Raw genomic sequence first — 23,252 nt, forward strand, 5'->3', positions numbered from 1 at the left:
ACTAATTTACCATGTTATGAACATGAAATCATCCTTTGCCGATTGCCATTTTGAGGAGCCGATCAAAGAAAAAAGCATAGACGCGCGCGCATCTATGCCTGTCGTTTGCATTGTTTATACGCTGCCTGCCACCGTCCACTGTTGCCGCTTACGCGTAGACGCTGCGGACGACGTTCGTTTGCGAACGGTCCGGTCCGACGGAGAAAATCGAAAGAGGGATGCCGGTGAGCTGGGAAATGCGCTCGACGTAATGGCGGGCGTTCGCCGGCAGCTCGTCTAGACTTTTCACCCCGGTGATATCTTCCGTCCAGCCAGGAAGTTCTTCATAGATCGGCTCGCATTCGGCCAACACTTTTAAGCTGGCTGGAAATTCTTCGAGCACTTGGCCGCGGTAGCGATAGGCGACGCAAATTTTCAACGTTTCAATGCCGGTCAACACGTCGATCGAGTTAAGCGACAAGTCCGTAATGCCGCTCACCCGGCGGGCATGACGGACAACAACACTGTCAAACCAACCGACGCGGCGCGGACGGCCGGTCGTCGTCCCATACTCGCGGCCGACTTCGCGAATGCGGTCGCCGATTTCATCGTGCAGCTCTGTCGGGAACGGCCCGTCGCCGACGCGCGTCGTATAGGCTTTCGCCACCCCGACGACATGCTTGATTTTCGTCGGCCCGACACCGGCGCCGATCGTTACCCCGCCAGCGACTGGATTCGACGACGTGACAAACGGATACGTTCCTTGGTCAATGTCAAGCATGACGCCTTGCGCTCCTTCGAACAAGACGCGGCGCCCTTCATCGAGCGCATTGTTCAATACGACCGATGTGTCGCAGACGTATCTGGCGATTTGCTGGCCGTACTCGTAATACTCCTCAAAAATGTCCTCCAACTGGAAGCCTTCGACCCCGTACACTTTTTCAAGCAACGTATTTTTCTCCCTCAAGTTGCGCTCCAGCTTTTCGGCAAACACGTCGCGGTCAAGCAAATCAACAATGCGGATGCCGATGCGCGCCGCCTTGTCCATGTACGCCGGCCCAATTCCTTTTTTTGTCGTGCCGATTTTGTTTGCCCCTTTCCGCTCTTCCTCAAGCTCGTCCAATTTCAAATGATACGGCAAAATGACATGGGCGCGGTTGCTGATGCGCAAATTATCAGTCGAAATGCCGCGCTCGTGCAAATACGAAAGCTCCGCAACGAGCGCCTTCGGATCGACGACCATCCCATTGCCGATGACGCAAATTTTATCTTTATAAAAAATGCCCGACGGGATCAAGTGCAGCTTATACTTTTCCCCGTTGAACACGATCGTGTGTCCGGCGTTGTTTCCCCCTTGATACCGGGCAATCACTTCCGCATTTTCCGATAAAAAGTCCGTAATTTTCCCTTTCCCTTCATCGCCCCATTGCGTGCCGACAACAACGACTGACGACATGGCGAGCACCTCCAGTTTCCTCGGTCTAAACATTGTCAGTGTACCAGTTTTCAGCCATAAAGTCAATTAAACACGAACATTAAAAGAAAATATCGTCTTTTTTATTCGTTTATTAATGATCAGGAAGGCTCCCTCTTCAACGCCGCGGGTGTAAACGGGGAAATAGTCAAAGACCAAAAGAACAAAAAGGCGCTCGACGCCGGCAGCGCGGTCCGTCTTACGCCCCCGGTGGAATTTGCGCCTCATCGAAACGGCGCTCTAAGTTGACGAATTTATTGTACTCTTTAATAAAGGCGAGCTGCACCGTCCCGACCGGGCCGTTCCGCTGTTTGGCGATAATGATTTCGATGATGTTTTTGTTCTCGGAATCTTTGTTGTAGTAGTCGTCGCGATACAAAAAGGCGACGATATCAGCGTCTTGCTCAATGCTCCCCGATTCGCGAAGATCGGACATCATCGGCCGCTTGTCCTGGCGCTGCTCAACGCTGCGCGACAGCTGTGACAAAGCAATGACCGGCACTTCGAGCTCGCGGGCGAGCGCCTTTAACGAACGGGAGATTTCCGACACTTCCTGCTGGCGGTTTTCCCGGTTGCGCCCACTTCCTTGAATGAGCTGCAAATAATCGATCACCACCATGCCGAGGCCGCTTTCCTGTTTCAAGCGGCGGCATTTGGCGCGAATGTCGCTGACGCGGATGCTCGGCGTATCGTCAATATAAATGCCGGCGTTTGACAAACTGCCCATCGCCATCGTCAGCTTGCCCCAATCTTCCGGCGTCAGCTTGCCAGTGCGCAAGTTTTGGGCGTTGATGTTGCCTTCGGCGCAAAGCATCCGCATCACAAGCTGCTGGGCGCTCATTTCCAAGCTGAAAATCGCGACATTTTCGTTCGTCTTCGTCGCCACATTTTGGGCGATGTTTAATGCGAATGCCGTCTTCCCGACCGATGGCCGGGCGGCGACGATAATCAAGTCGCTGCGCTGAAATCCGGACGTCATCCGGTCGAGTTCAGTGAATCCGGTCGGGATGCCGGTGATGTCCCCGTTCCGGTTATGGAGCATTTCAATGTTGTCATACGTCTGTACGAGAACATCTTTAATATTTTTAAAGGTGCCTGAATGTTTCCGTTGGGAAACCTCCATAATTTTCCGTTCCGCTTCATCGAGCAAAACGTCAATTTCATCTTCCCTTGTATAGCCATCTTGGGCAATCGATGTCGCCGTGCGAATGAGGCGGCGAAGCAATGATTTTTCTTCAACAATGCGGGCGTAGTATTCGACGTTGGCCGCTGTCGGCACAGAATCAGCAAGCTCGCTTAAGTAGGAGACACCGCCCACTTCCTCCAGCTGCTCCAAAGCGGCCAGTTCCGCCGTCACCGTCACTAAATCGACCGGCTCGCCTTTATCAGCGACGCGAAGCATGGCGTGGAAAATTTTTTGATGGGCCGCGCGGTAGAAGTCTTCGGGAATTAATCGTTCCGAGGCGAGCGTCAGCGCAGTGGGATCCAAAAACACAGCGCCAAGCACGGCCTGCTCGGCTTCAATGCTTTGCGGAGGAATTCGTTCTGAAAAAAGTTCGCTCATCGTCTCACCGCCTTTTCCCCCGTTTCATTTCCGTCGATAATGCCCCCGCCATAGCGGGCGGGGGCATCGTCGCTACCGTTATTTTTGTTCCTTGACGTGCACTTTTAAGGTCGCTGTCACTTCCGGATGGAGCTTCACCGGCACATTCGTATATCCGAGGGAGCGAATGGCATCAGCAAGCTCGATTTTCCGTTTGTCAAGCTTCAAGCCGTGCTGGGCCTGAAGCGCCTCAGCGATTTGCTTGCTCGTGATCGAGCCAAACAAACGGCCTCCCTCGCCCGCTTTCGCCGGAATTTCCACCGTCAGCTTCTCGAGCTCTTCTTTCAGTTTTTTCGCATTGGCCAATTCTTCCGCCGCTTGGCGCTGCTCTTTTTGTTTTTGCGCCTCGAGCGCTTTGATGTTCGCCGGCGTCGCTTCAATGGCGAGCCCTTGTTTGAACAAAAAGTTGTTTGCGTAACCGTCGGCGACGTCTTTGATTTCCCCTTTTTTCCCTTTTCCTTTCACATCTTTTAAAAAAATGACTTTCATGATGGCTTCCCCCCCTCGAAATAGTCATGAATGGCTTCACGCAGCTGCCGCTCCGCCTCTTCCACCGTCACTTCGGACAATTGGGCGGCGGCGTTTGTCAAATGTCCGCCTCCACCAAGCCGTTCCATAATGACTTGCACGTTGACATCGCCGAGCGAGCGGGCGCTGATGCCGACCGTCCCGTCGGACCGCTTGGAAATGACGAACGAAGCAACGACGCTGCTTAAAGTGAGAAGCGTATCGGCCGTTTGCGCAATCAACACTTGGTCGTGCACCTCGTTCTCGCCGCCTTTGGCGATGGCGATGCCATGCTCATCGATCACCGCCCGTTCGATCAATTTCGCCCGTTTGACGTAGTTGGCGATGCTTTCCCGCAGCAATTTTTGCACAAGCACCGTATCCGCTCCTTGGGCGCGCAAGTATGACGCGGCGTCGAACGTCCGCGAGCCGGTGCGGAGCGTAAAGCTTTTCGTGTCGACGACGATGCCGGCAAGCAGGGCGGTCGCTTCGAGCATCGTCAGCTTCATCCGTTTCGGTTGGTACTCTAACAGCTCGGTGACGAGTTCCGATGTCGAAGAAGCATAAGGCTCCATATAGACGAGAATCGGCGCCTCAATGAACTCTTCGCCGCGGCGATGGTGATCAATGACGACGATATGGTCGGTGCGATACAATAGCCGCTCTTCAATGACGAGCGACGGACGATGCGTATCGACGACGATCAAAAGCGTATCCTCGGTGACGAGCTCAAGCGCCTGCTCCGGTTTTAGGCATCTTGACCATAATTCAGCATGTTTTTTCATTTCCTCAAGCAACCGTTGCGCCCCGGCATCCGTTTTGGCCGGATCGACGACGATAAACCCTTCCTTTTGGTTCGATTGGACGACTTTTAAAACGCCGATCGCCGCTCCCATGGCGTCCATATCGGGATATTTATGGCCCATGATGAGCACTTTGTCGCTTCCTGCAATCAGTTCGCGAAGCGCATGGGAAATAACGCGGGCGCGGACGCGCGTCCGCTTTTCCATCGGGTTCGTTTTGCCGCCGTAAAACTTCACTTTTCCATTTCCTTGCTTAATCGCGACTTGATCGCCCCCGCGCCCCAACGCTAAGTCCAAGCTTGATTGGGCGAGCGCCCCGAGCTCCGGGAGCTGGGACACGCCGGCGCCGATGCCGATGCTCAGCGTCAGCTGGGCATGATGTTTTGCCGTCTGCTCTCGCACTTCGTCGAGAATGGAAAATTTGCTTTTCTCGAGCCGCCCAAGAATATGTTCGTTCAATACGGCAATAAATCGGTCGGATGACGTCCGCTTTAAAAAAATGCCATAGTCGTTCGCCCACCGGTTCAACACGGAAGTGACGAGGCTGTTTAGTTGGCTTTTTGCCTGATCGTCCATCCCTTGCGTAATTTCATCATAATTGTCAAGAAAAATAATGGCGAGCACCAGCCGTTCCGCTTCATACTGCCGCTTCAATTCCAAATGCTCAGTAACATCAAAAAAGTAAAGAAGCCGTTCAGGGCGGCGAATGACCACTTTCAGCTGCTTTCCGTTCAATTCGACGATCTCTTCGTCCGTTTTTCCCCTTTTCACAAAAGCGGCCAACGATTCGGAAAGCTCGGCGAGAGAGCGGCCGACAAGCGTCTGTTCCTTAAAGCAGGCGGCCAAAAAACGGTTCGACCACTCGATTTCTCCCCCTTCATCGATGAGCATAATGCCGATCGGCATTTGCATCAACGCTTCCTCGCCTACTTTTTTCACCCGGTGCGACAAATTGGAAATATAGTGCTCCAACTCTTTATGCAAGGAGCGTTGCGCCCCAATGACATAATAAAGCACAAACCCGACGCCAAGAAGGGCGACGAGGCCAAGCAGCCATTGGAAGTAAAACAAGCCGATCGCCATAAGCACCGCCAAGGCGGCTAACGCATATAACGGATAGCGATACGCTTTCCTTTCATAAAAATGGGACATTCAAGTCAGCTCCTACACTGAAGAAATGACTCGCCTGATCCAATTATCATATGCGGCGGCGCAAATCAAATCCTAAATCAATTATACCGAATATCGCCACAAGATAAAGTAGAAAAGGCAGGAATAAGCAAACAACCGTCCCTGCCGCCACCACACCTTTGCCAACCCCTTTTTTGTAAGCGGCGTAGTAAAGAAACGAAAATCCTTGCACGATCATCGCCAGCTGCAACACATACGATAAGTTCAACACGGCGATATAGGCAAACGATCCTTCTTTGAACGGGAACAAGGAGAGAAGGAGCACGAAGACATACAACCACAATACAGTTTTCGGCCACATAAGCTCGCGAAACGGCGGCCATGAACCGACCGGCAGCTTCAGCCTCTTCATCACCGGCAGCGAGACGATGATCGTCGCGTACGCCAGCGCAAACGAAGCGATGACAAACAGCGTCGGAACCATATAGCCGATCAGCTTCAGCCCTTGTTCGAACTGCCTTTGCATCTCCAAAGGCGGCGCTTGTCCCATTCCCTTCATTAGATTCATTGCCGTGTCAAACGATTCTCGCACGAGCGCAAGCGTATCTTGGATCATATCGACGTGCAAAAATTGAATCGAGATGATGTAATCAAGCACGATATTCGCCAAAAATACAAGCGCGCCGACAAGAAGAACAAGATAATGGTTTTTCTGTTTCGAAAGCATCGCGCCGACTGCCATGCCGACGGTGCCGAACATAAGCGCCATCGGCAGCGACAAAAGCGAGCCGATCAAACCGGAGATGACAAGGGCCGCCGCCAGCAGCAACATAGCTGGAATCCACCCATGGCGCATCGTAAACACCATAAACGGAAGCGCTAAAAACAAAGCGGCGACAATCCCAATGACCGGCGCGTACAGCGCAAGCAAAAACAAAACAGCAAACAGCGCGAGCTCAATCGCCGCTTCGGTGAGGGCGTGCGTTTTTCGCAATGGACGTTCCCCTTTCTTTGTTTTTTTGGTGATTTGACCTCCTTCCCCACTTTCACTCTGCTTGGGAGTCGGAGTCCGCTCAGTCAGAGGAGATAAAAAAAGCAGTAAGGATCCCCCCTTACTGCTTGCTTTCGGCTCACTCGTCCGCAACGTACGGCAGAAGCGCCATTTGGCGCGCGCGTTTGATCGCGACCGTTAATTTGCGCTGATATTTCGCGCTCGTTCCCGTTACACGGCGCGGCAAAATTTTGCCGCGTTCAGAAATGAACTTTTTCAGCAAATCGACATCTTTGTAGTCGATATGCGTAATGTTGTTCGCCGTGAAGTAACATACTTTGCGGCGTTTGCCGCGGCCGCCTTTCCGTCCTGCCATGCTGTTTCCTCCTTTCCGTTGCCATCGTTTCCTCATCGGTGGAATGGCCCGCTGCCTGCGCGTTGTTTAGAGACAGGGGCTTCAAGCGACTTGTTTATTAAAACGGCAAATCATCATCAGAAATATCGATCGGCTGGCCGTCATTGGCGAAAGGATCGTCATCGATGCGGCCAAACCCTTTTTCGTTCGGATATTGGTGGTTCTGATCTTGCCCGAATGGGAATGGATCCCCATAGTAGCCGCCTGCTGTTGCCCCTCGCTGCTCGCTCGTTCCTTTCGGCTCAAGAAATTGGACGCTATCAGCCACCACTTCCGTCACGTACACACGCCGACCTTCTTGATTTTCATAGCTGCGGGTTTGCAGTCGGCCATCGACACCAGCCAAGCTCCCCTTTTTCAAAAAGTTGGCGACGTTTTCCGCCTGGCGGCGCCAAACGACACATTGAATAAAATCCGTTTCCCGCTCGCCCTGCTGATTTGTAAACGGACGGTTGACCGCGAGCGTAAACGTGGCAACAGCCACTCCGCTTGGAGTGTAACGCAACTCCGGATCTCTCGTTAACCTGCCGACCAAAATGACGCGGTTAATCATCAGAACCACCTCTTAATCATGTCGAAAAGATTATTCTTCTTCTTTGACGACGATATGACGGATGATGTCTTCGCTGATGCGCGCTAAGCGGTCGAATTCTTGCACCGCTTTCGGCTCCGATACGACATTGACGATCATGTAATAGCCGTCGCGGTATTTTTGAATTTCATAGGCTAAGCGGCGCTTGCCCCAATCCGTCACGTTCGTAATCTCCGCGCCGTTTTCTTTCAACACGTTGTTGAACCGCTCCACGAGAGCTTGTCTCGCTTCATCGTCCATGTTCGGGCGGATGATGTACATGATTTCGTACTTTCTCACGCTCGTCACCTCCTTTTGGTCTAAGCGGCCCTTCCATTCGAAGAGCAAGGAGCAATCACCATTACTCACATTTGTTGATTATACCATGACCGACAACGATAAGCAAGGCAGTTTGCCGCATTCCGTCGGCGCAAACATCTTCCATCCGTATGACCAAGCCAAAAACGGCCCCACGCCGTGACCTGCTGCATCCGCCCTGCCCTCGAACCAATGGTTACACGTTGAACCGGAAATGCATAATGTCGCCGTCTTGCACTTCGTAGTCTTTTCCCTCCAAGCGCACTTTTCCGGCTTCGCGCGCCGCCGCCATCGATCCAGCCGCGACAAGGTCATCGTACGACACCGTTTCCGCGCGAATAAACCCTCGCTCAAAGTCGGAATGGATGATGCCGGCGCATTGCGGCGCTTTCATCCCTTTGCGGAACGTCCACGCCCGCACCTCCTGCTCGCCGGCGGTGAAAAACGTCGCCAATCCGAGCAAGCTGTAAGCGGCGCGGATAAGTTGGTCAAGGCCGGACTGCTCGATGCCGAGCTCCTGTAAAAATTGCCGTTTTTCCTCATCGCTGAACTCAGCGATTTCCTCTTCGATTTTGGCGCAGACAACAATGACTTCAGCGTTGTCGCGCTTGGCAAACTCGCGCACGTCCTTGACAAACGGATTGCCGCTAGAGTCAGCGATATCTTCCTCGCCGACATTGGCGACGTAAAGCATCGGCTTTATCGTCAACAAATGCAGCTGCTTGACGACTTTCATCTCTTCATCAGTGAACTCGAGTGTGCGCGCCGGCTTGCCGGCTTCGAGCGTCTCCTTCAACCGCCGCAAAATGTCGTATTCAAACGCCGCCTCTTTATCCTTTTGCTTGGCGATTTTGCCGACCCGCTCGATTCGTTTGTAAATCGTTTCCAAATCAGCCAACACGAGCTCCAAATTGATCGTTTCGATATCGGCGAGCGGGTCGACTTTGCCCGCCACGTGGGTGATGTTTTCATCACTGAAGCAGCGGACGACTTGGCAAATTGCATCGACTTGGCGGATGTGAGACAAAAACTTGTTGCCAAGCCCCTCTCCTTTGCTCGCCCCTTTGACGATGCCCGCGATATCGGTAAATTCAAAAACAGTCGGCACCGTCCGCTTCGGCCGAAACATTTCCGTCAATACATCGAGCCGCTCATCGGGCACTTCGACGACACCGACGTTCGGCTCAATTGTGCAAAACGGATAGTTGGCTGACTCAGCACCTGCTTTTGTAATGGCGTTAAACAGCGTCGATTTGCCGACGTTCGGCAATCCGACGATTCCTGCTGTCAATCCCATTCGTTCCACTCCTCTTTCCCGTTCACATCTTTCCTCATTATATGGGCTGGCGCAGAAAATGACAAGCGCGCCGCAAGCGGGGAATGTTTCCTCTCCCACCCGCTTCAAAAAAGGCGGAAGTTTGCGCCCTTTTCCCAACACTTGGATGACAAAATCATCTTTTCGGATCAACAGCCTCAAACCGCATTTTGTCGTCGACAATATCTTTTTTCTACTGATCCGAAGCAACTGTGAACCGCTTACTTTGCTTCCGACGTGACTTTTTCAATATTGACCAAACAGTCATACAGCGTGCTGCCGCAGCCGTTATCCGACTCCAAATCGGACGTGAGGACGTTGACCGGCCCGCCGAACACTCCCCATTGTCCTTCGTCAATGTTGATCGTGCCTGGGTAGGCGCCATCAAGCATCTTGACCGTTCCCACGAGCGATCCACGGTCGTTGTAAACAAGCGCCCGGTCGCCATCGGCAAGACCTTTTGCCGCAGCAACATCAGCCGCTACCTCAATGCGGACTGTCTGAAGCGCTGGGATGAGCGGATAATGTTGCGAATGATTCGAACGGAGCGGATGGATCGTCAACAGCCGATACGGATATTTGGCGGCTAGTGCCGGATTGGACTCCTCCGATTCGGCCGGATACATGATTTGCAGCCGGCCGTCCATCCCTTTTTGCTTGGCGATGGTTGACGTAAATTCGTATTTTCCGCTTGGCGTTTGAAACCGGCGGTCGCGCCATGGCACCGGTTCGACAGGCAAAAGGACGCGGTGTTCTGTTTTCAATCGCTTCAGCGTAATGCCGTGATGCTCCAACGGCCGGAGCGCCATCGCAAGAAACTGCTCACGCGTATAGGCAAAATCATCCCCAAACCCGAGCCTTTTTGCCAGCTCCGTCCAAATCCACAAGTCCGGCTTCGCCTCACCCGGCGGGTCGACAAGCTTCGGCCCGTAGTTCAAATACGCATGGTACATCGATGAACAATAGACGTCTTCCTCTTCAAACGAAGCCGCTACTGGCAAAACATAATCAGCCATTGCAGCCGTATCGGTCATGAACTGCTCAAACACAACCACCGTTTCAACGGAAGCGAACGCTTTTTTCATCAAGTTCGTGTTCGGCACTTGAGCGAGCGGGTTGCCGCACGTGACGATCACCATGCCGATCGGTGGATCATTCGCCCGCAATATCTCTTCTCCCTGCTTCATCATCGTCCATGTGCGCGATGCCGTTTTCCGCTCTGGGAGCGTCAATGCGGCTTTATCAAAACACTCGCCCACCTGCAAGTTGCCAAAATTCGCCCCTCCACCCGGAATGCCAACGTTGCCGCTTGCGGCGACAAGGGCATCGATCCATCGGATTGTATTGCCGCCGTTCGCATAGCGTTGCATGCCAAGGCCAAGATACGTTGCGGTCGGCCGGTCCCCGTAAAGCCGGGCCAGCTCCGTCATTTGATCGCGGCTAACACCGGTATGCCGCTCAATCTCCGCCAACGAAATTGTCTGCAATAGTTGTTTGACATCATCAAACCCAATTGTGTGTTGCTTGATAAAGGCCCGGTCCTCCAACCCGAGTCGAAGCAGCTCTTTCATAATGCCCATCGCCAAAAAAGCGTCCATTCCCGGCTTGATGCATACGTACTGATCGGCGATGCGCGCCGTCGGGCCAAACAGCGGATCGATGACCACAATGGTCGCCCCGCGTTTTTTCGCGGCAAGCAACCGCTCGAATAAATGCATGTTCGTGCGGGCGACGTTTCGCCCCCAAATGACGATGTGGCGGCTGTTGTCGATATCTTCTGGCGCATGGCTGTAGGCGTTGCCAAAATCCCATGTCTGCGCCTCAATGCCCGCGCCCCAGCAAAGGCTGCCGATAAGCTCTGTTGCCCCACCATAACAATGAAAAAAACGGCGGTCCAGGTTTTTCAGCAGCCCGTTGTTGGCGTAATCATGGCTGTGAAGCACGGCTGTCGGCCCAAATTGTTCTTTCAACTTCCGCATTTTCCCGGCGATGTCATCAAGCGCCTCTTCCCAAGAAATGCGAACGAACTGCCCGTTTACTTTTTTCAACGGATAGAGAAGGCGTTCTTTGGCGTTTACCCGCTCTTTCAACATCCGCCCGCGTCCGCAAATGTTCCCTTTCGTGATGGGATGGTGTTCGTCGCCGTCAACCCATACGACTTTCCCCTCGTTCACCGTCACCTTCAGCCCGCATACGTCCCAGCAGTTGAGCGGACATGATGTTACATGCGTCGTTCCCGTCATTTTCTCCCTCCCCTTCGCAACAAAAGAGCATGGCCTCGCCACCATGCTTCATTTGCTTATTCTTCATGCTTGACGAGCACTTTTTTCATTTTGCGGATAAACTCTTTGCGCGGCAACAAAACGCTATGGGCGCACCCTTCGCATTTAATGCGGATGTCAGCGCCCAAGCGGATCACTTTCCAACGATTCGTTCCACATGGGTGCGGCTTTTTCATTTCGACGATATCGTATAGGCCGAACTGTTTCTCTTCCATCGATCCACCTCCCTATGACAACGATTGCTCCCGTTGCGGCTTTGCCTCCGGCTGCTCTTGTCCGTCGCGGCGATGCAGCACAAGCCGCGGGTATGGGATTTCGATTCCCCGTTCGTCCAACAGCAACTTCACTTCCTTGCGGATCGCCCGAGCGACCGCCAGATGGCGCATCGGCTTCGTTTCGCACGTGATGCGCAATACGACTTCTGAGCTGGCTAAATTTTGCACGCCAAGCAATTCCGGCGGGGCGACCATGTCTTCATACTTCGCCGGCAGCTGCGGAAGAAGCTCGCGGATGGCTTTCTCCGCCTCTTCAATGTCTTCTTCATAGGCGATGCTGACGTCAACGACAGCGAGGCTGTTGTGCAGTGAATAGTTCGTCACTTGAGTGATGCTGCCGTTTGGCAAAATGTGCACTTCCCCGGTCCAACTTTTAATTTTCGTCACCCGAAGCCCAATCGTTTCAACATACCCTTCAAAATTGCCGATGCGCACATAATCGCCGACCGCAAACTGGTCTTCAAAAATGATGAAAAATCCAGTGATGATGTCTTTCACTAAGCTTTGTGCGCCAAAACCCACGGCCAGCCCGACGACCCCAGCCCCGGCGAGCAGCGCTTTGACGGGAACGCCAAACGTATCTAAAATCATCAAGAGCGCAATAAAATATAGTACGTACGTAATGACGTTGTCGAGCAGCCGAACGAGCGTCGCCTCCCGCCGTTCGGAAATGCGGATCGGCGCCTTCTGTCGCACTTTGAACATGTTATGAACGGCAATTTTCAACACTTTCACCGCAATGGCGCATATGAGTAGGATAAGAACAATCTTCAGCGTCCCTTTTCCGATCTGGAGCCACAATTTCTCATCTATCAAAAATGCGAACAATCGGCTCATCGTTTTTTCCATCGTGTTCAACGTTGGCGACACCTCAATCTTTTTTCTTGTTCTGCGCTTTTATTTTAACAAGACCGGCCGCTGATTTGTAGCCCGATATCCCGTTATCGCGAAGAAAAGGCAAGAAAACGAACAATGAAATGTATATCATTCTTTTATTTTCCGTATACTGTTAATACTTTTGAAACGAAAGTAGGAGTGAAGCGAATGAGCATACCATCGATATTTTTCTCGTCCAAGGAGGAAAGGGACCGCGTGTTTTACGATGAGCAAGGGGCGGTGTCGTCGATCGCTTGGCGGGTCGCCTCACTGCTTCCCGACCCGCTCGTTCAGCCGATCGCTATCGTTTGCATCGGCACAGACCGCTCGACCGGCGATTCGCTTGGACCGCTCGTCGGCACGATGCTCAAAGAGAAGCCGTTGGCTCGCTTCCACGTGTACGGAACACTCGAAGAACCAATCCATGCCGTTAATTTGGAAGAAAAGGTAGAAGCCATTCGACTCATTCATCACGATCCGTTCATGATCGCGGTCGATGCCTGCCTCGGGCGGCTGAAAAGCGTCGGCGCCATCACGATTGCCAAAGGACCGGTCCGCCCTGGGGCTGGGGTCAACAAACAGCTCCTTCCCGTCGGCGACGCCCATATTACTGGGGTTGTCAATGTCAGCGGGTTTATGGAGTTTTTCGTCCTGCAAAATACGCGCCTCCATCTTGTCATGAATATGGCGAAAACGATCGCCAATGGCATTTACGAAGCAGAGCGGTTCATCCTCCGAAAAGAGCGGCTCGCTGCCCCTCCGCTCTCAACAGACCGGCATTCATTATGGTAGGCAGCAAATCCCCCTCTTGGTCAGCTGTTCAAGGAGGGGATTTCTTTTCTGTCCGGCCAAAACAACCGGTCGTTAAACGAGTGAAAGAATGAAAACGGCGGCTGCCGTAATGAGAATGCTCGGCAGCAAATTGGCCACGCGAATGTTCGTCAACATGATGTCCAACCCTCTCTTGCAAAAAAATAAACCGGCCTTGATCAAAGGGCCGACTTACTCGTCGAACCGCACATCGAGCAGTTCTAATATTCTCTCTAAATCTTCCGGAGAAAAAAACTCAATTTCAATTTTTCCTCTTTTCCTCGTTTGTTTAATCGTGACGTTCGTCCCGAATTTTTCGCGCAGCAACGATTCGCTTTCCCGAATAAACACGCTTTTTTCCGGCGGTTTCCGCTTTGATGTTTCACGTGAAACATTTTCGTTCGCTTGTTGGATCAGTTTTTCAAGCTGGCGGACGTTCAACCCTTCGCGAATCGTCCGTTCCACGATCGATTTCATTTTGCTTTTTTGTTTCAGCCCTAAAAGCGCGCGGCCATGTCCCATCGAAAGTGTGCCGTCAATGAGCAGCTTTTGCACATCTGAAGGGAGGGACAACAAACGCAAATGATTAGCGATGTGCGGACGGCTCTTCCCAACACGGCTCGCGACTTCCTCCTGGGTTAAGTGCAGCTTGTCCATCAACATTTTGTACGCCATCGCTTCCTCGATCGGGTTCAAATCCTCGCGCTGCAAGTTTTCAAGAAGGGCGAACTCCATCATTTGCTCATCAGTCAACTCGCGCACCACGACCGGCACTGACGGCAAATTCGCCTCTTTGGCCGCCCGGTAGCGGCGTTCGCCAACGACGATTTCAAATCCGTTCGGTACACGGCGGACGATGAGCGGCTGCAAAATGCCGTGCTGCAAAATCGATTGCTTCAACTCCTCAATCGCCTCAGGCTGAAACGTTTTCCGCGGCTGGTACGGGTTTGGATGAAGGTCGTGAATGCTTACTTCCCGCACCGTTTCCTCTTTCCCATTAAGTTCATTGAGAGAAAGGTTGTCAAACAGCGCACTGATGCCTTTGCCGAGACCTTTAGCCACGTTCAAGCACCTCCTTCGCCAGTTCCAAATACACTTCCGCCCCCCGCGATTTCACATCGTACAAAATGATCGGCTTGCCATGGCTTGGCGCCTCACTCAGCCGCACGTTTCGCGGGATGATCGTCTGGTACACCTTTTCGCGGAAATACTTTTTGACTTCTTGAATGACCTGCAAGCCTAGATTCGTCCTTGCATCAAGCATCGTCAACAGAACGCCTTCGAGGCGCAAATCATAGTTTAAGTGCCGCTGCACAAGCCGGATCGTGTTAAGCAGCTGGCTGAGCCCTTCTAACGCATAATATTCGCATTGGACAGGGATGAGCACAGAATTGGCCGCTGTCAACGCGTTGAGCGTCAGCAAGCCGAGCGAAGGAGGACAGTCGATAATAATGAAGTCGTATTTGTCTTTCAGCGGCTCGATCGCGTTTCTCAGCCGGATTTCGCGGGAAATGACCGAGACGAGCTCAATTTCTGCGCCGGCGAGCTGGATCGTCGCTGGAATGACGTATAAATTTTCGATGTCCGTCGGTCGAATGACATCTTTTGCTTTCATGTCGCCAATGATGACATTGTAAATGCATTCGTCGACATCGCCTCGCTCAATGCCGATGCCGCTCGTCGCATTTCCTTGCGGATCGGCGTCAACAAGCAGCACTTTTTTTCCAAGATGCGCCAAACAGGCCGATAAATTGACCGCCGTCGTCGTTTTTCCAACTCCGCCTTTTTGGTTTGCAATAGCAATGACTTTTCCCACGATGCCACCTACCTCTATCTCTTCCTCAATCCATTTTATTTTAGCACGAAAACAGGAAAATGACTTTGTTTTCTGAAAGAAAAAACCCCATCAGCAGTGCTTGATGAGGCAAAAGGTGACTTTCGTTATTTTTTCGCGATTCGAATCGTAATTTGATAGTAGTCATCGAATTCTTCTTCTTCAGATTGGACGGACACCCCGCTGCTTTCGACCATGGAAAGCGACTGGCGGATCGTGTTGACGGCGATGCGCATATCGCGGCTGAACGCCTTTCGCTTCGGTTTTGGCTTCCGTTCCCCCGCCTCGAGCAGCTTTAACACCCGATCTTCCGTCTGCTTGACATTCAACTGTTTGTCGATGATTTCTTGCAGCAGTTTCAGCTGTTTTTCTTTATCTTTCAAGGCAATCAACGCGCGCGCATGACGTTCCGTAATCGCCCGTTGCAAGAGCGCCTCTTGCACCTCTTGCGGGAGTTTCAGCAGACGCAGCTTATTGGCGATCGTCGACTGTCCTTTGCCGAGCCGCTGAGCGAGCGCTTCTTGCGTCAAATCATGGAGCTCGATCAATTTGGCGTACGCCATCGCCTCTTCAATCGGCGTCAACTCTTCGCGCTGTAAGTTTTCAATGAGGGCGACGGAGGCGGTTTCTTTGTCATTTAAGTTTTTGATGATCGCGGGGATTTCCGTCCAGCCAAGCTTTTGCACCGCTCTCCATCTCCGCTCGCCGGCGATGATTTCAAACCGTCCGTTCCCGCATTCGCGGACGACGATCGGCTGGATGATGCCGTGCGTGCGGATCGTCAGCGCCAACTCGTCGATCTTCTCTTCATCAAACATCGTGCGCGGCTGAAAGCGGTTCGGAATAATGCTTTTGACCGGAATGTGGCGAACTTCCTCCCGCTCTTGCTTTTCCTCCATTTCTTCCTGTTCTTTTTCTCCAAAGCTGAACAAGCGCGAAAATGGATGTTTCATCCCCCTACACCACCTTTGGACATACTTGGCCAAAATGTCTCTGTCTCGCCCGGCATACGCCGCCTTACAGTCGGTTTTTTGGCGCGGGACGAAGGCGGGGAGCGAAACAGCTATATAGATGCAATTTGAAGCTTTAACTGTAGCGTTTACCGAGCATTTGCATTTGATTGACTGTCGGGCGACCGAACAACGCCGCTTTCAGACCCATGTATGGGTCTGTGAAGCGGGTGGTTGTTCGGTCTTCCGTCACGCCTTGGCGTGACGGAGGCAAGCCACAGGCTTGCCTTCGACAGTCGAAAAATGAACAAGCGACTTTTCCATCAAGGATATGGTAAACTTTTTCGTTGCATCTATATAGTTTCTCTCTTTCAGCCGGCAAAGCCCTCCCCCGCCCGCAAAGACGCTACTGAATCGGTTGTTTGTTCGGCGTTCCCGGTTTGCGCGGGTATTGGTTCGGCGTTTTTCTCATTTTTTGGATGAAAATGATCGTTCGTTCGCCTTCGTCAAACGGCAACGTGAACGTTTCCATCGCCGTCACTTCTCCGCCAAGCACAGAAATCGCCTTGTTTCCCTCTTTCAGCTCCTCGGGCGCCGAAGCAGCTTTCATCGCAATGAATGTCCCGCCCATTTTCACGAGCGGAAGGCAAAGTTCGACAAGCACTGGCATGCGCGCCACCGCTCTGGCCGTGACGACGTCAAATGATTCGCGCATCCCCTTTTGACGGGCGAACGTCTCAGCGCGTTCGTGGTAAAGCGCCACGTCCGCAAGCCCGAGCTCGGTGATCAGATGCTCTAAAAAACGGATGCGTTTTTGCAGCGAATCAACGATGGAAACGCGCAAATGCGGAAAACAAATTTTGAGCGGAAGGCTCGGAAATCCCGCCCCGGATCCGACGTCGCAAAGCGCAAGCGGCGCTGAAAAGTCGTAGTAAAAAGCCGGGGACACCGAGTCGAAAAAGTGCTTGACATAGACGCCGGGCTTGTCCGTAATAGCGGTCAAATTCATTTTCTCGTTCCACTCAACGAGCAGTTCGTAATAGCGCTCAAACTGCGCAAGCGCCCGGGAAGAGAGGAGAATTCCCCTCTCTTCGAGCATGGTTTGAAATTGTGTCGCCTCCATAAGCCAATCCTTTCCCTCATTGTTTATTCATTCGACACGCGCGCGATTCTTCCTTGTTCCAAATACACTAATAATATCGAAATATCGGCCGGATTGACGCCGGAAATGCGCGACGCCTGGGCGATCGAAAGCGGGCGCACTTGTTTGAGCTTTTGCCGCGCCTCGGTTGCCAGCCCTTGGATGGCGTCGTAATCGATATCTTCCGGGATTTTTTTGTTTTCCATTTTTTTGAGCCGTTCGACTTCTTGCAACGATTTTTGGATGTAGCCCTCGTACTTGATTTGAATTTCGACTTGCTCAGCCACTTCCGGAGCGATCTCCTCGTCAGCCGGCGCCAGTTTTCGGATGTGCTCGTACGTCATCTCCGGGCGTCGGAGCAAATCGGCAGCGCGAATGCCGTCTTTCAGCTCGCTTCCACCCGCTTCACGGATGACTTCCTGCACTTTTGGCGTCGGTTTGATGATCACCGTTTGCAGCCGCTTTTTCTCCCGTTCGATCGCCTCTTTTTTCGCCAAAAATTTTTGATACCGCTCTTCGGAAATGAGACCGATCCGATAGCCGAGCTCGGTCAGGCGCAAATCGGCGTTGTCATGGCGAAGCAAAAGCCGGTACTCGGCACGCGACGTCAGCAGGCGGTACGGCTCATTCGTCCCTTTCGTCACCAAGTCGTCGATTAAAACGCCGATATAGGCATCCGAACGGCTTAAAATGATTTCTTCGCGGCCGAGCGCACGGTGGGCGGCGTTAATGCCGGCCATAATGCCTTGGCCCGCCGCTTCTTCATAGCCGGACGTGCCGTTGATTTGCCCTGCGGTATACAAGTTTTTCACAAGCTTCGTCTCGAGCGTCGGCCATAGTTGCGTCGGCACGATGGCATCATACTCGATCGCATAGCCAGCCCGCATGAGCTGCGCCTTCTCAAGTCCCGGGATCGTCTCGAGCAGCTTGCGCTGGATATGTTCCGGCAAACTTGTTGACAACCCTTGCACGTATACTTCTTCCGTTTCCCGCCCTTCCGGCTCGAGGAAAATTTGATGGCGCGGCTTATCGTGGAACCGGACGACTTTATCCTCGATCGATGGGCAATAGCGCGGCCCGGTTCCTTTGATCATGCCGGAGTACATCGGCGACAAGTGCAAGTTTTCATCGATGATGCGGTGTGTTTCCTCCGTCGTGTACGTCAGCCAGCACGGCAGCTGATCCGTGATGTATTTTGTCGTCTCGTACGAAAACGCCCGCGGCTCCTTGTCCCCCGGCTGAATTTCCGTTTTGCTGTAGTCGATCGTCCGGCTGTTGACGCGCGGCGGCGTGCCCGTTTTGAAGCGAACAAGCTCAAACCCAAGCTCTTCTAAATGCTCGGACAGCTTAATCGACGGTTGCTGGTTGTTCGGGCCGCTCGAATATTTAATGTCTCCGATGATGATTTCCCCGCGCAAAAACGTCCCGGTCGTAATGACGACCGCCTTGGCGTAATAATGCGCCCCCGTGTGAGTGATGACACCTTTGCAAACGCCGTCTTCGACGATCAGCCGCTCGACTTTTCCTTGCAGAAGCGTCAAATTTTCTTGATTTTCGAGTGTTTTTTTCATTTCCCGCTGGTACAGCACTTTATCGGCTTGCGCCCGAAGCGCGCGGACGGCTGGCCCTTTGCCGGTGTTTAGCATCCGCATTTGAATGTATGTTTTGTCAATGTTTTTTGCCATTTCCCCGCCGAGAGCGTCGATTTCGCGCACGACGATTCCTTTCGCCGGGCCGCCGATCGACGGGTTGCACGGCATGAACGCGATCATATCGAGGTTGAGCGTAATGACAAGCGTCTTCGCCCCGATGCGCGCCGAAGCTAATGCCGCTTCGCAGCCGGCATGGCCAGCGCCAACGACAATGACGTCATACGTTCCTCCATGGTAATCCATATGGCATTTCCTCCTCGCTTATTTTCCTAAACAAAACTGAGCAAACAGCTGATCAATCAAGCTTTCATGGACCGTATCACCAATGATTTCGCCAAGCAACTCCCACGCCCGGCGCAAATCGATTTGGACGAGATCAACCGGCATGCCGGCGTCAATGCCGGCCAAGGCATCCTCGATCGCTGTTTTCGCCTGCTCGAGCAAGGCGATATGGCGAGAGTTTGAAACGTACGTCAAATCGCCGGCCTCCAGCTCACCTCCAAAAAACAGGTCAGCAATCGCTTTTTCCAGTTCATCAATTCCTTGTTCATGCAACAGAGATGTCGCCACGACCGGCCGGCCGGCCGCCAGTTCCTTAACCCGCTCCATATCGATCCGCCGGGGCAAATCGGTTTTATTCACAATGACGATGGCGTCCATTCCCTCGATCATGGCAAACAGCCGCTCGTCCTCTTCCGTCAGCGGTTCATGATAATTCAAAACGAGCAAAATTAAGTCGGCCCGCTTCAACATTTGCTGCGAGCGCTCGACGCCGATCCGTTCGACGACATCTTCGGTTTCGCGGATGCCAGCCGTATCGATCAAGCGAAGCGGTACGCCGCGGACGTTGACATATTCCTCGATGACGTCGCGCGTCGTCCCCGGAATATCGGTGACGATCGCCCGATTTTCATGGGCGAGCGCATTCAAAAGCGACGATTTGCCGACGTTCGGCCGCCCGATGATGACCGTTGCCAGCCCTTCGCGCAATATTTTTCCTTGCGCGGCGGTCGACAGCAGCTTTTCAATTTGCCCGCGCACATATTCCGCCTTTTCCCGCAAAAGGCGCGGCGTCATTTCTTCGACATCATCGTATTCCGGATAATCGATATTGACTTCAACATGTGCCAGCGTCTCCAAAATCGTCTGCCGCAACTCGCGAATCAATTTTGACAGGCGCCCTTCCATTTGCTGTAGGGCGACGTTCATCGCTCGGTCGGTTTTGGCGCGGATCAGGTCGATGACTGCCTCAGCTTGAGATAAATCGATGCGCCCATTTAAAAACGCCCGCTTCGTAAACTCCCCCGGCTCGGCGAGCCGCGCCCCGTTTGCCAGCACGAGCTGCAGCACCCGATTGACGGAAACAAACCCGCCATGGCAGTTGATCTCGACCACGTCCTCGCGCGTAAACGTCTTCGGTGCGCGCATAACTGATACCATTACTTCTTCAACGACCCGTCCGCTTTTCGGATCGATGATATGCCCGTAGTGGATCGTGTGCGATGGAACGTCTTTGAGCCGCTTTCCGCTCGGGCTGCGGAAAAGCCGGTCCGCAATCTCAACCGCTTGATCTCCGCTCAACCGAACGATGGCAATCGCCCCTTCGCCCATCGGCGTCGAAATGGCGGCGATCGTATCAAATTCCGTCAAAGCTGTTCACCTCTCTTTGCTCCGCTTTCTCTATATCCACAGCCCGTTTTGGCCGCTTTTTTTCCTTGTGCATATTCACTTAGTTCAATTTTAACTTATCCACATGTGAATAACAATACGGCGCGCTCAACGCGGTTGTTGAAAAATATAAGCGGCGGCCGTCAAAAAAGTTGGTGGAAACTAGTGATTGCTTCACAATCATCTGGACGGATAGGCAAAAAAGACCGTTGCTGCGCTGTTTCCCCATTTGAAGAAGCTCTTGCTGGAGCGTTTCCCCCATTTCCATCGCCAATCTTCCAGGCGGCGCCAATACCGTAAAAAAAGAGGCCGCCTCTCTACAGTTTAGCGAGGCGCCTCTTTTTTCGGCGACATTTTGCCTGTTTTCGGAGCGACGACAATCGAACGGTGCGGATCAACGCCAACGGAATAGGTCAAGACGTGCTTGTTGTCAGCCAGCGCTGCATGGATGATCTTCCGTTCATGCGCCGGCAACGGCTCCAACCTTACTTCTTTTCCCGTCTTCACCGCCCGGGCGGCCAGCTTGTGCGCCAGTTCGATCAGCGCCTTTTCCCTTCGTTCGCGGTAATTTTCGACATCGACGGCAATCGACACGTATTCGTCAGCATGGCGGTTGGCGACGAGCTGCGCCAAAAACTGAAGAGCGTTTAACGTTTGCCCGTGCTTGCCGATCAATAGACCGACCGGCCCCCCGTGCACATGAAGCGTCACCTGCTTGCCGCGGCGGACGGCTTCGATGCTTGCCCCTTCCGCCCCCATTTGCGCGATGACTTGCTGCAAAAAGCGAACCGTCTCCTCAACCGGGTCGATTTTCAGCACGGCTTTCACAACCGCCGGCCGGCCGCCAAACAAGCCAAACCAACCTCTTTTCCCTTCATCGAGCACAACAATAACCGCACGCTCTCGAGGAACGCCAAGCTGCGCGAGCGCCAACTGCACCGCCTCTTCGACTGTCCGGGCAGTCGCGGTCACTTCTTTCACTTTTTCGCTCCTCCTGAATGGGCGGCAATCTCCGGCCCTTTAATGAGATACGTTTGCACAATGGAGAAAATATTTCCGACGACCCAGTAAAGCGACAAAGCAGCTGGGAAGTTGATCGCGAAAATGACGATCATAATCGGCATCATCCAAAGCATCATCGCCATTTGTGGATTTTGCTGAGCGGAGCCGGCCATCATGATTTTCTGCTGGATGAACGTCGTCACGCCGGCAATGACCGGCAAAATGTAGTACGGGTCTTTTTCGCCAAGGTCAAACCATAAAAAATTATGTTGGGCAATTTCTCTCGTCCGCATGATGGCATGGTAAAATCCAATTAAAATCGGCATCTGGATCAAAATCGGGAAGCAGCCGGCCATTGGGTTGACGCCGTGCTTTTGGAATAAGAGCATCATCTCTTGCTGGAGCTTTTGTTGAGTTTGCGCGTCTTTTGAGCTGTATTTTTTGCGGAGCGCTTCAATTTCCGGCTGAAGCGCTTGCATCGCCTTCGCGTTGCGCGTCTGTTGGATCATCAACGGCAAAATCAATAAGCGGATCAAAATGGTGACGACAATGATTGACAACCCAAAGCTTCCGCCGAGCAGCCCGGCGACATATTTGATCAGCCAAGAAAGCGGATAAACGATATACTCGTTCCAAAACCCCTTGCTTTCCGGGGTGATCGGTTTGTGAATTTCCGTGCATCCGGCCAGCACAGCCGCTAACGCACCGAACAAAATGATGAATCTGATTCGCCTTTTCACCTTCTTTTTCCTCCCACATATACAAGTTCACGTATGTATTTTACCATCTTTTTTTGCCGCATGGAGCATTTTTTCAAGCCGAATGCGACGGCTGGCCTCCTTTTTTCAGCCCTCCGGATTTCCGGAGCACATGGATTAAACTTTTTTTTACTTCCGCATAATTCATCTCCGCCACCGGCTGCCTAGCGATCACGACATAGTCTTTGCCAGGGGCAATCTCCTCTTTCAATTCGAGGAAGCATTGGCGGATGTAGCGCTTGATTCGATTTCGGACGACAGCCTTGCCAAGTTTTTTGCTGACAGACAGCCCGATGCGAAAATAAGGCTGCTCCGGGCGGTCAAGCGTGTAGATGACAAACTGGCGGTTGGCCGTTGAAGCGCCCCTCTGAAACACTTCCTGGAACTCTTCGTTTTTCTTGATCCGATACTTTTTTTTCATTCTCCCTAAACACTCCATTTGCCTAATTTCCCGGCGGCAAAATATTGAGAAAAAAGACCACTGAAACTTCAGTGGCCTATTATGCAGACAAAACTTTTCTTCCTTTGCGGCGGCGGCGCGCCAACACTTTTCTGCCGTTTCTCGTGCTCATGCGCGCGCGGAATCCGTGCACTTTGCTTCGTTTCCGTCTATTCGGTTGATACGTCCGTTTCATCTATGACACCTCCCTAGGGAATAACAGTTACAGGCAGTCTTTCTCATTATATTGAACAATCTTAGCAAATGTCAACCGCCTCTTCGTTTTTCCAACTTTGATCAGCGCTGTGGATAAATTTTTTTCTCCCTATCAACAATCCACAACATTTATCGACATTTTTTTCACATGTTCAATGGTGTGGATAATGATTTTTTCACACCCTGTCCATTTTGTGGATAATCAAAAAAATCCCGTTGCAACAAGCCGTTTTATTTGCTAT

At 52.5% G+C, this 23,252-nt stretch carries 23 protein-coding genes; 1 reads left to right on the top strand and 22 read right to left on the bottom strand.

The genetic code is table 11. The annotated features are described in order from the left end of the window. Positions 1 to 148: 148 nt before the first annotated feature. From GC56T3_RS17955 to GC56T3_RS18010, 12 genes are all read right to left on the bottom strand, one after another. A complete protein-coding gene (locus tag GC56T3_RS17955) occupies positions 149 to 1,435 on the bottom strand; it encodes an adenylosuccinate synthase (protein WP_013146698.1) in 1,287 nt (428 codons plus the stop codon). 217 nt (positions 1,436 to 1,652) lie between these two features. Then, positions 1,653 to 3,017 carry a replicative DNA helicase gene (gene dnaB / locus GC56T3_RS17960; RefSeq protein ID WP_013146699.1) on the bottom strand — a complete coding sequence of 455 codons (1,365 nt, stop codon included), beginning with the start codon at positions 3,015 to 3,017 and terminating at the stop codon, positions 1,653 to 1,655. 78 nt (positions 3,018 to 3,095) lie between these two features. Beyond that, positions 3,096 to 3,545: a 50S ribosomal protein L9 gene (gene rplI, locus GC56T3_RS17965; protein ID WP_011232941.1), complete on the bottom strand. Its 450-nt coding sequence runs from the start codon at positions 3,543 to 3,545 to the stop codon at positions 3,096 to 3,098. Beyond that, complete coding sequence (locus tag GC56T3_RS17970; protein ID WP_013146700.1) at positions 3,542 to 5,518, bottom strand: DHH family phosphoesterase; 1,977 nt, start codon at positions 5,516 to 5,518, stop codon at positions 3,542 to 3,544. The genes rplI and GC56T3_RS17970 overlap by 4 nt, the downstream gene beginning before the upstream one ends. 46 nt (positions 5,519 to 5,564) lie before the next feature. Continuing rightward, positions 5,565 to 6,491 (bottom strand): YybS family protein, encoded by a 927-nt coding sequence (locus GC56T3_RS17975; protein WP_013146701.1) that lies wholly within the window; start codon positions 6,489 to 6,491, stop codon positions 5,565 to 5,567. 136 nt (positions 6,492 to 6,627) lie between these two features. After that, the gene (gene rpsR, locus GC56T3_RS17980) at positions 6,628 to 6,864 is read right to left on the bottom strand and encodes a 30S ribosomal protein S18 (RefSeq protein ID WP_008880812.1); all 237 of its coding nucleotides are present in this window, start codon (positions 6,862 to 6,864) and stop codon (positions 6,628 to 6,630) included. Positions 6,865 to 6,961: 97 nt separating this feature from the next. Further along, the gene (gene ssb / locus GC56T3_RS17985) at positions 6,962 to 7,456 is read right to left on the bottom strand and encodes a single-stranded DNA-binding protein (RefSeq protein WP_011232944.1); all 495 of its coding nucleotides are present in this window, start codon (positions 7,454 to 7,456) and stop codon (positions 6,962 to 6,964) included. 30 nt (positions 7,457 to 7,486) lie between these two features. Then, positions 7,487 to 7,774 (bottom strand): 30S ribosomal protein S6, encoded by a 288-nt coding sequence (gene rpsF, locus GC56T3_RS17990; protein WP_011232945.1) that lies wholly within the window; start codon positions 7,772 to 7,774, stop codon positions 7,487 to 7,489. A 214-nt stretch (positions 7,775 to 7,988) separates the two neighbouring features. Further along, complete coding sequence (ychF, locus tag GC56T3_RS17995; RefSeq protein ID WP_013146702.1) at positions 7,989 to 9,089, bottom strand: redox-regulated ATPase YchF; 1,101 nt, start codon at positions 9,087 to 9,089, stop codon at positions 7,989 to 7,991. Positions 9,090 to 9,328: 239 nt separating this feature from the next. Beyond that, positions 9,329 to 11,350, bottom strand: coding sequence for a molybdopterin-dependent oxidoreductase (locus GC56T3_RS18000; protein WP_013146703.1), 2,022 nt, complete (start codon positions 11,348 to 11,350; stop codon positions 9,329 to 9,331). Positions 11,351 to 11,406: 56 nt separating this feature from the next. Next, positions 11,407 to 11,604, bottom strand: coding sequence for a DUF951 domain-containing protein (locus GC56T3_RS18005; RefSeq protein ID WP_011232948.1), 198 nt, complete (start codon positions 11,602 to 11,604; stop codon positions 11,407 to 11,409). A 12-nt stretch (positions 11,605 to 11,616) separates the two neighbouring features. Next, entirely contained in the window at positions 11,617 to 12,522 is a 906-nt protein-coding gene (locus GC56T3_RS18010) for a mechanosensitive ion channel family protein (RefSeq protein ID WP_013146704.1), read from the bottom strand. Positions 12,523 to 12,708: 186 nt separating this feature from the next. Between GC56T3_RS18010 and yyaC the strand changes: the two genes are divergently transcribed. Beyond that, positions 12,709 to 13,332 (top strand): spore protease YyaC, encoded by a 624-nt coding sequence (gene yyaC / locus GC56T3_RS18015; protein WP_013146705.1) that lies wholly within the window; start codon positions 12,709 to 12,711, stop codon positions 13,330 to 13,332. A 210-nt stretch (positions 13,333 to 13,542) separates the two neighbouring features. Here yyaC and GC56T3_RS18020 read toward each other — a convergent pair whose 3' ends face one another. From GC56T3_RS18020 to rpmH, 10 genes are all read right to left on the bottom strand, one after another. Beyond that, positions 13,543 to 14,412, bottom strand: coding sequence for a ParB/RepB/Spo0J family partition protein (locus tag GC56T3_RS18020; RefSeq protein ID WP_011232952.1), 870 nt, complete (start codon positions 14,410 to 14,412; stop codon positions 13,543 to 13,545). Next, the gene (locus GC56T3_RS18025; protein WP_011232953.1) at positions 14,405 to 15,166 is read right to left on the bottom strand and encodes a ParA family protein; all 762 of its coding nucleotides are present in this window, start codon (positions 15,164 to 15,166) and stop codon (positions 14,405 to 14,407) included. Before GC56T3_RS18025 ends, GC56T3_RS18020 begins: the two co-directional genes overlap by 8 nt. A gap of 125 nt (positions 15,167 to 15,291) precedes the next feature. Then, positions 15,292 to 16,137, bottom strand: coding sequence for a nucleoid occlusion protein (gene noc, locus GC56T3_RS18030; RefSeq protein ID WP_011232954.1), 846 nt, complete (start codon positions 16,135 to 16,137; stop codon positions 15,292 to 15,294). Between the two features lie 403 nt (positions 16,138 to 16,540). Then, complete coding sequence (gene rsmG, locus GC56T3_RS18035; RefSeq protein WP_013146706.1) at positions 16,541 to 17,257, bottom strand: 16S rRNA (guanine(527)-N(7))-methyltransferase RsmG; 717 nt, start codon at positions 17,255 to 17,257, stop codon at positions 16,541 to 16,543. A 23-nt stretch (positions 17,258 to 17,280) separates the two neighbouring features. Beyond that, on the bottom strand, positions 17,281 to 19,170 hold the full coding sequence (mnmG, locus tag GC56T3_RS18040) for a tRNA uridine-5-carboxymethylaminomethyl(34) synthesis enzyme MnmG (RefSeq protein WP_011232956.1): 1,890 nt from the start codon (positions 19,168 to 19,170) through the stop codon (positions 17,281 to 17,283). 18 nt (positions 19,171 to 19,188) lie between these two features. Continuing rightward, the gene (gene mnmE, locus GC56T3_RS18045) at positions 19,189 to 20,577 is read right to left on the bottom strand and encodes a tRNA uridine-5-carboxymethylaminomethyl(34) synthesis GTPase MnmE (protein WP_013146707.1); all 1,389 of its coding nucleotides are present in this window, start codon (positions 20,575 to 20,577) and stop codon (positions 19,189 to 19,191) included. 342 nt (positions 20,578 to 20,919) lie between these two features. Beyond that, a complete protein-coding gene (gene jag / locus GC56T3_RS18055) occupies positions 20,920 to 21,576 on the bottom strand; it encodes an RNA-binding cell elongation regulator Jag/EloR (RefSeq protein WP_011232958.1) in 657 nt (218 codons plus the stop codon). Next, positions 21,573 to 22,337: a YidC family membrane integrase SpoIIIJ gene (gene spoIIIJ / locus GC56T3_RS18060; RefSeq protein ID WP_011232959.1), complete on the bottom strand. Its 765-nt coding sequence runs from the start codon at positions 22,335 to 22,337 to the stop codon at positions 21,573 to 21,575. The genes jag and spoIIIJ overlap by 4 nt, the downstream gene beginning before the upstream one ends. 73 nt (positions 22,338 to 22,410) lie before the next feature. Continuing rightward, complete coding sequence (rnpA, locus tag GC56T3_RS18065) at positions 22,411 to 22,776, bottom strand: ribonuclease P protein component (protein ID WP_011232960.1); 366 nt, start codon at positions 22,774 to 22,776, stop codon at positions 22,411 to 22,413. Between the two features lie 79 nt (positions 22,777 to 22,855). Beyond that, positions 22,856 to 22,990, bottom strand: coding sequence for a 50S ribosomal protein L34 (gene rpmH, locus GC56T3_RS18070; RefSeq protein ID WP_003253900.1), 135 nt, complete (start codon positions 22,988 to 22,990; stop codon positions 22,856 to 22,858). Positions 22,991 to 23,252 lie beyond the last annotated feature (262 nt).

The sequence above is a fragment of the Geobacillus sp. C56-T3 genome (genome assembly GCF_000092445.1).
Classification (GTDB): Bacteria; Bacillota; Bacilli; order Bacillales; family Anoxybacillaceae; genus Geobacillus; species Geobacillus thermoleovorans.

Bases quoted from the DNA above. Each gene is read 5' to 3' on its own strand.
- GC56T3_RS17955 (WP_013146698.1), bottom strand. From the start codon at position 1,435: ATGTCGTCAGTCGTTGTTGTCGGCACGCAATGGGGCGATGAAGGGAAA.
- dnaB (WP_013146699.1), bottom strand. From the start codon at position 3,017: ATGAGCGAACTTTTTTCAGAACGAATTCCTCCGCAAAGCATTGAAGCC.
- rplI (WP_011232941.1), bottom strand. From the start codon at position 3,545: ATGAAAGTCATTTTTTTAAAAGATGTGAAAGGAAAAGGGAAAAAAGGG.
- GC56T3_RS17970 (WP_013146700.1), bottom strand. From the start codon at position 5,518: ATGTCCCATTTTTATGAAAGGAAAGCGTATCGCTATCCGTTATATGCG.
- rpsR (WP_008880812.1), bottom strand. From the start codon at position 6,864: ATGGCAGGACGGAAAGGCGGCCGCGGCAAACGCCGCAAAGTATGTTAC.
- ssb (WP_011232944.1), bottom strand. From the start codon at position 7,456: ATGATTAACCGCGTCATTTTGGTCGGCAGGTTAACGAGAGATCCGGAG.
- ychF (WP_013146702.1), bottom strand. From the start codon at position 9,089: ATGGGATTGACAGCAGGAATCGTCGGATTGCCGAACGTCGGCAAATCG.
- GC56T3_RS18000 (WP_013146703.1), bottom strand. From the start codon at position 11,350: ATGACGGGAACGACGCATGTAACATCATGTCCGCTCAACTGCTGGGAC.
- GC56T3_RS18005 (WP_011232948.1), bottom strand. From the start codon at position 11,604: ATGGAAGAGAAACAGTTCGGCCTATACGATATCGTCGAAATGAAAAAG.
- yyaC (WP_013146705.1), top strand. From the start codon at position 12,709: ATGAGCATACCATCGATATTTTTCTCGTCCAAGGAGGAAAGGGACCGC.
- noc (WP_011232954.1), bottom strand. From the start codon at position 16,137: ATGAAACATCCATTTTCGCGCTTGTTCAGCTTTGGAGAAAAAGAACAG.
- rsmG (WP_013146706.1), bottom strand. From the start codon at position 17,257: ATGGAGGCGACACAATTTCAAACCATGCTCGAAGAGAGGGGAATTCTC.
- mnmG (WP_011232956.1), bottom strand. From the start codon at position 19,170: ATGGATTACCATGGAGGAACGTATGACGTCATTGTCGTTGGCGCTGGC.
- rnpA (WP_011232960.1), bottom strand. From the start codon at position 22,776: ATGAAAAAAAAGTATCGGATCAAGAAAAACGAAGAGTTCCAGGAAGTG.
- rpmH (WP_003253900.1), bottom strand. From the start codon at position 22,990: ATGAAACGGACGTATCAACCGAATAGACGGAAACGAAGCAAAGTGCAC.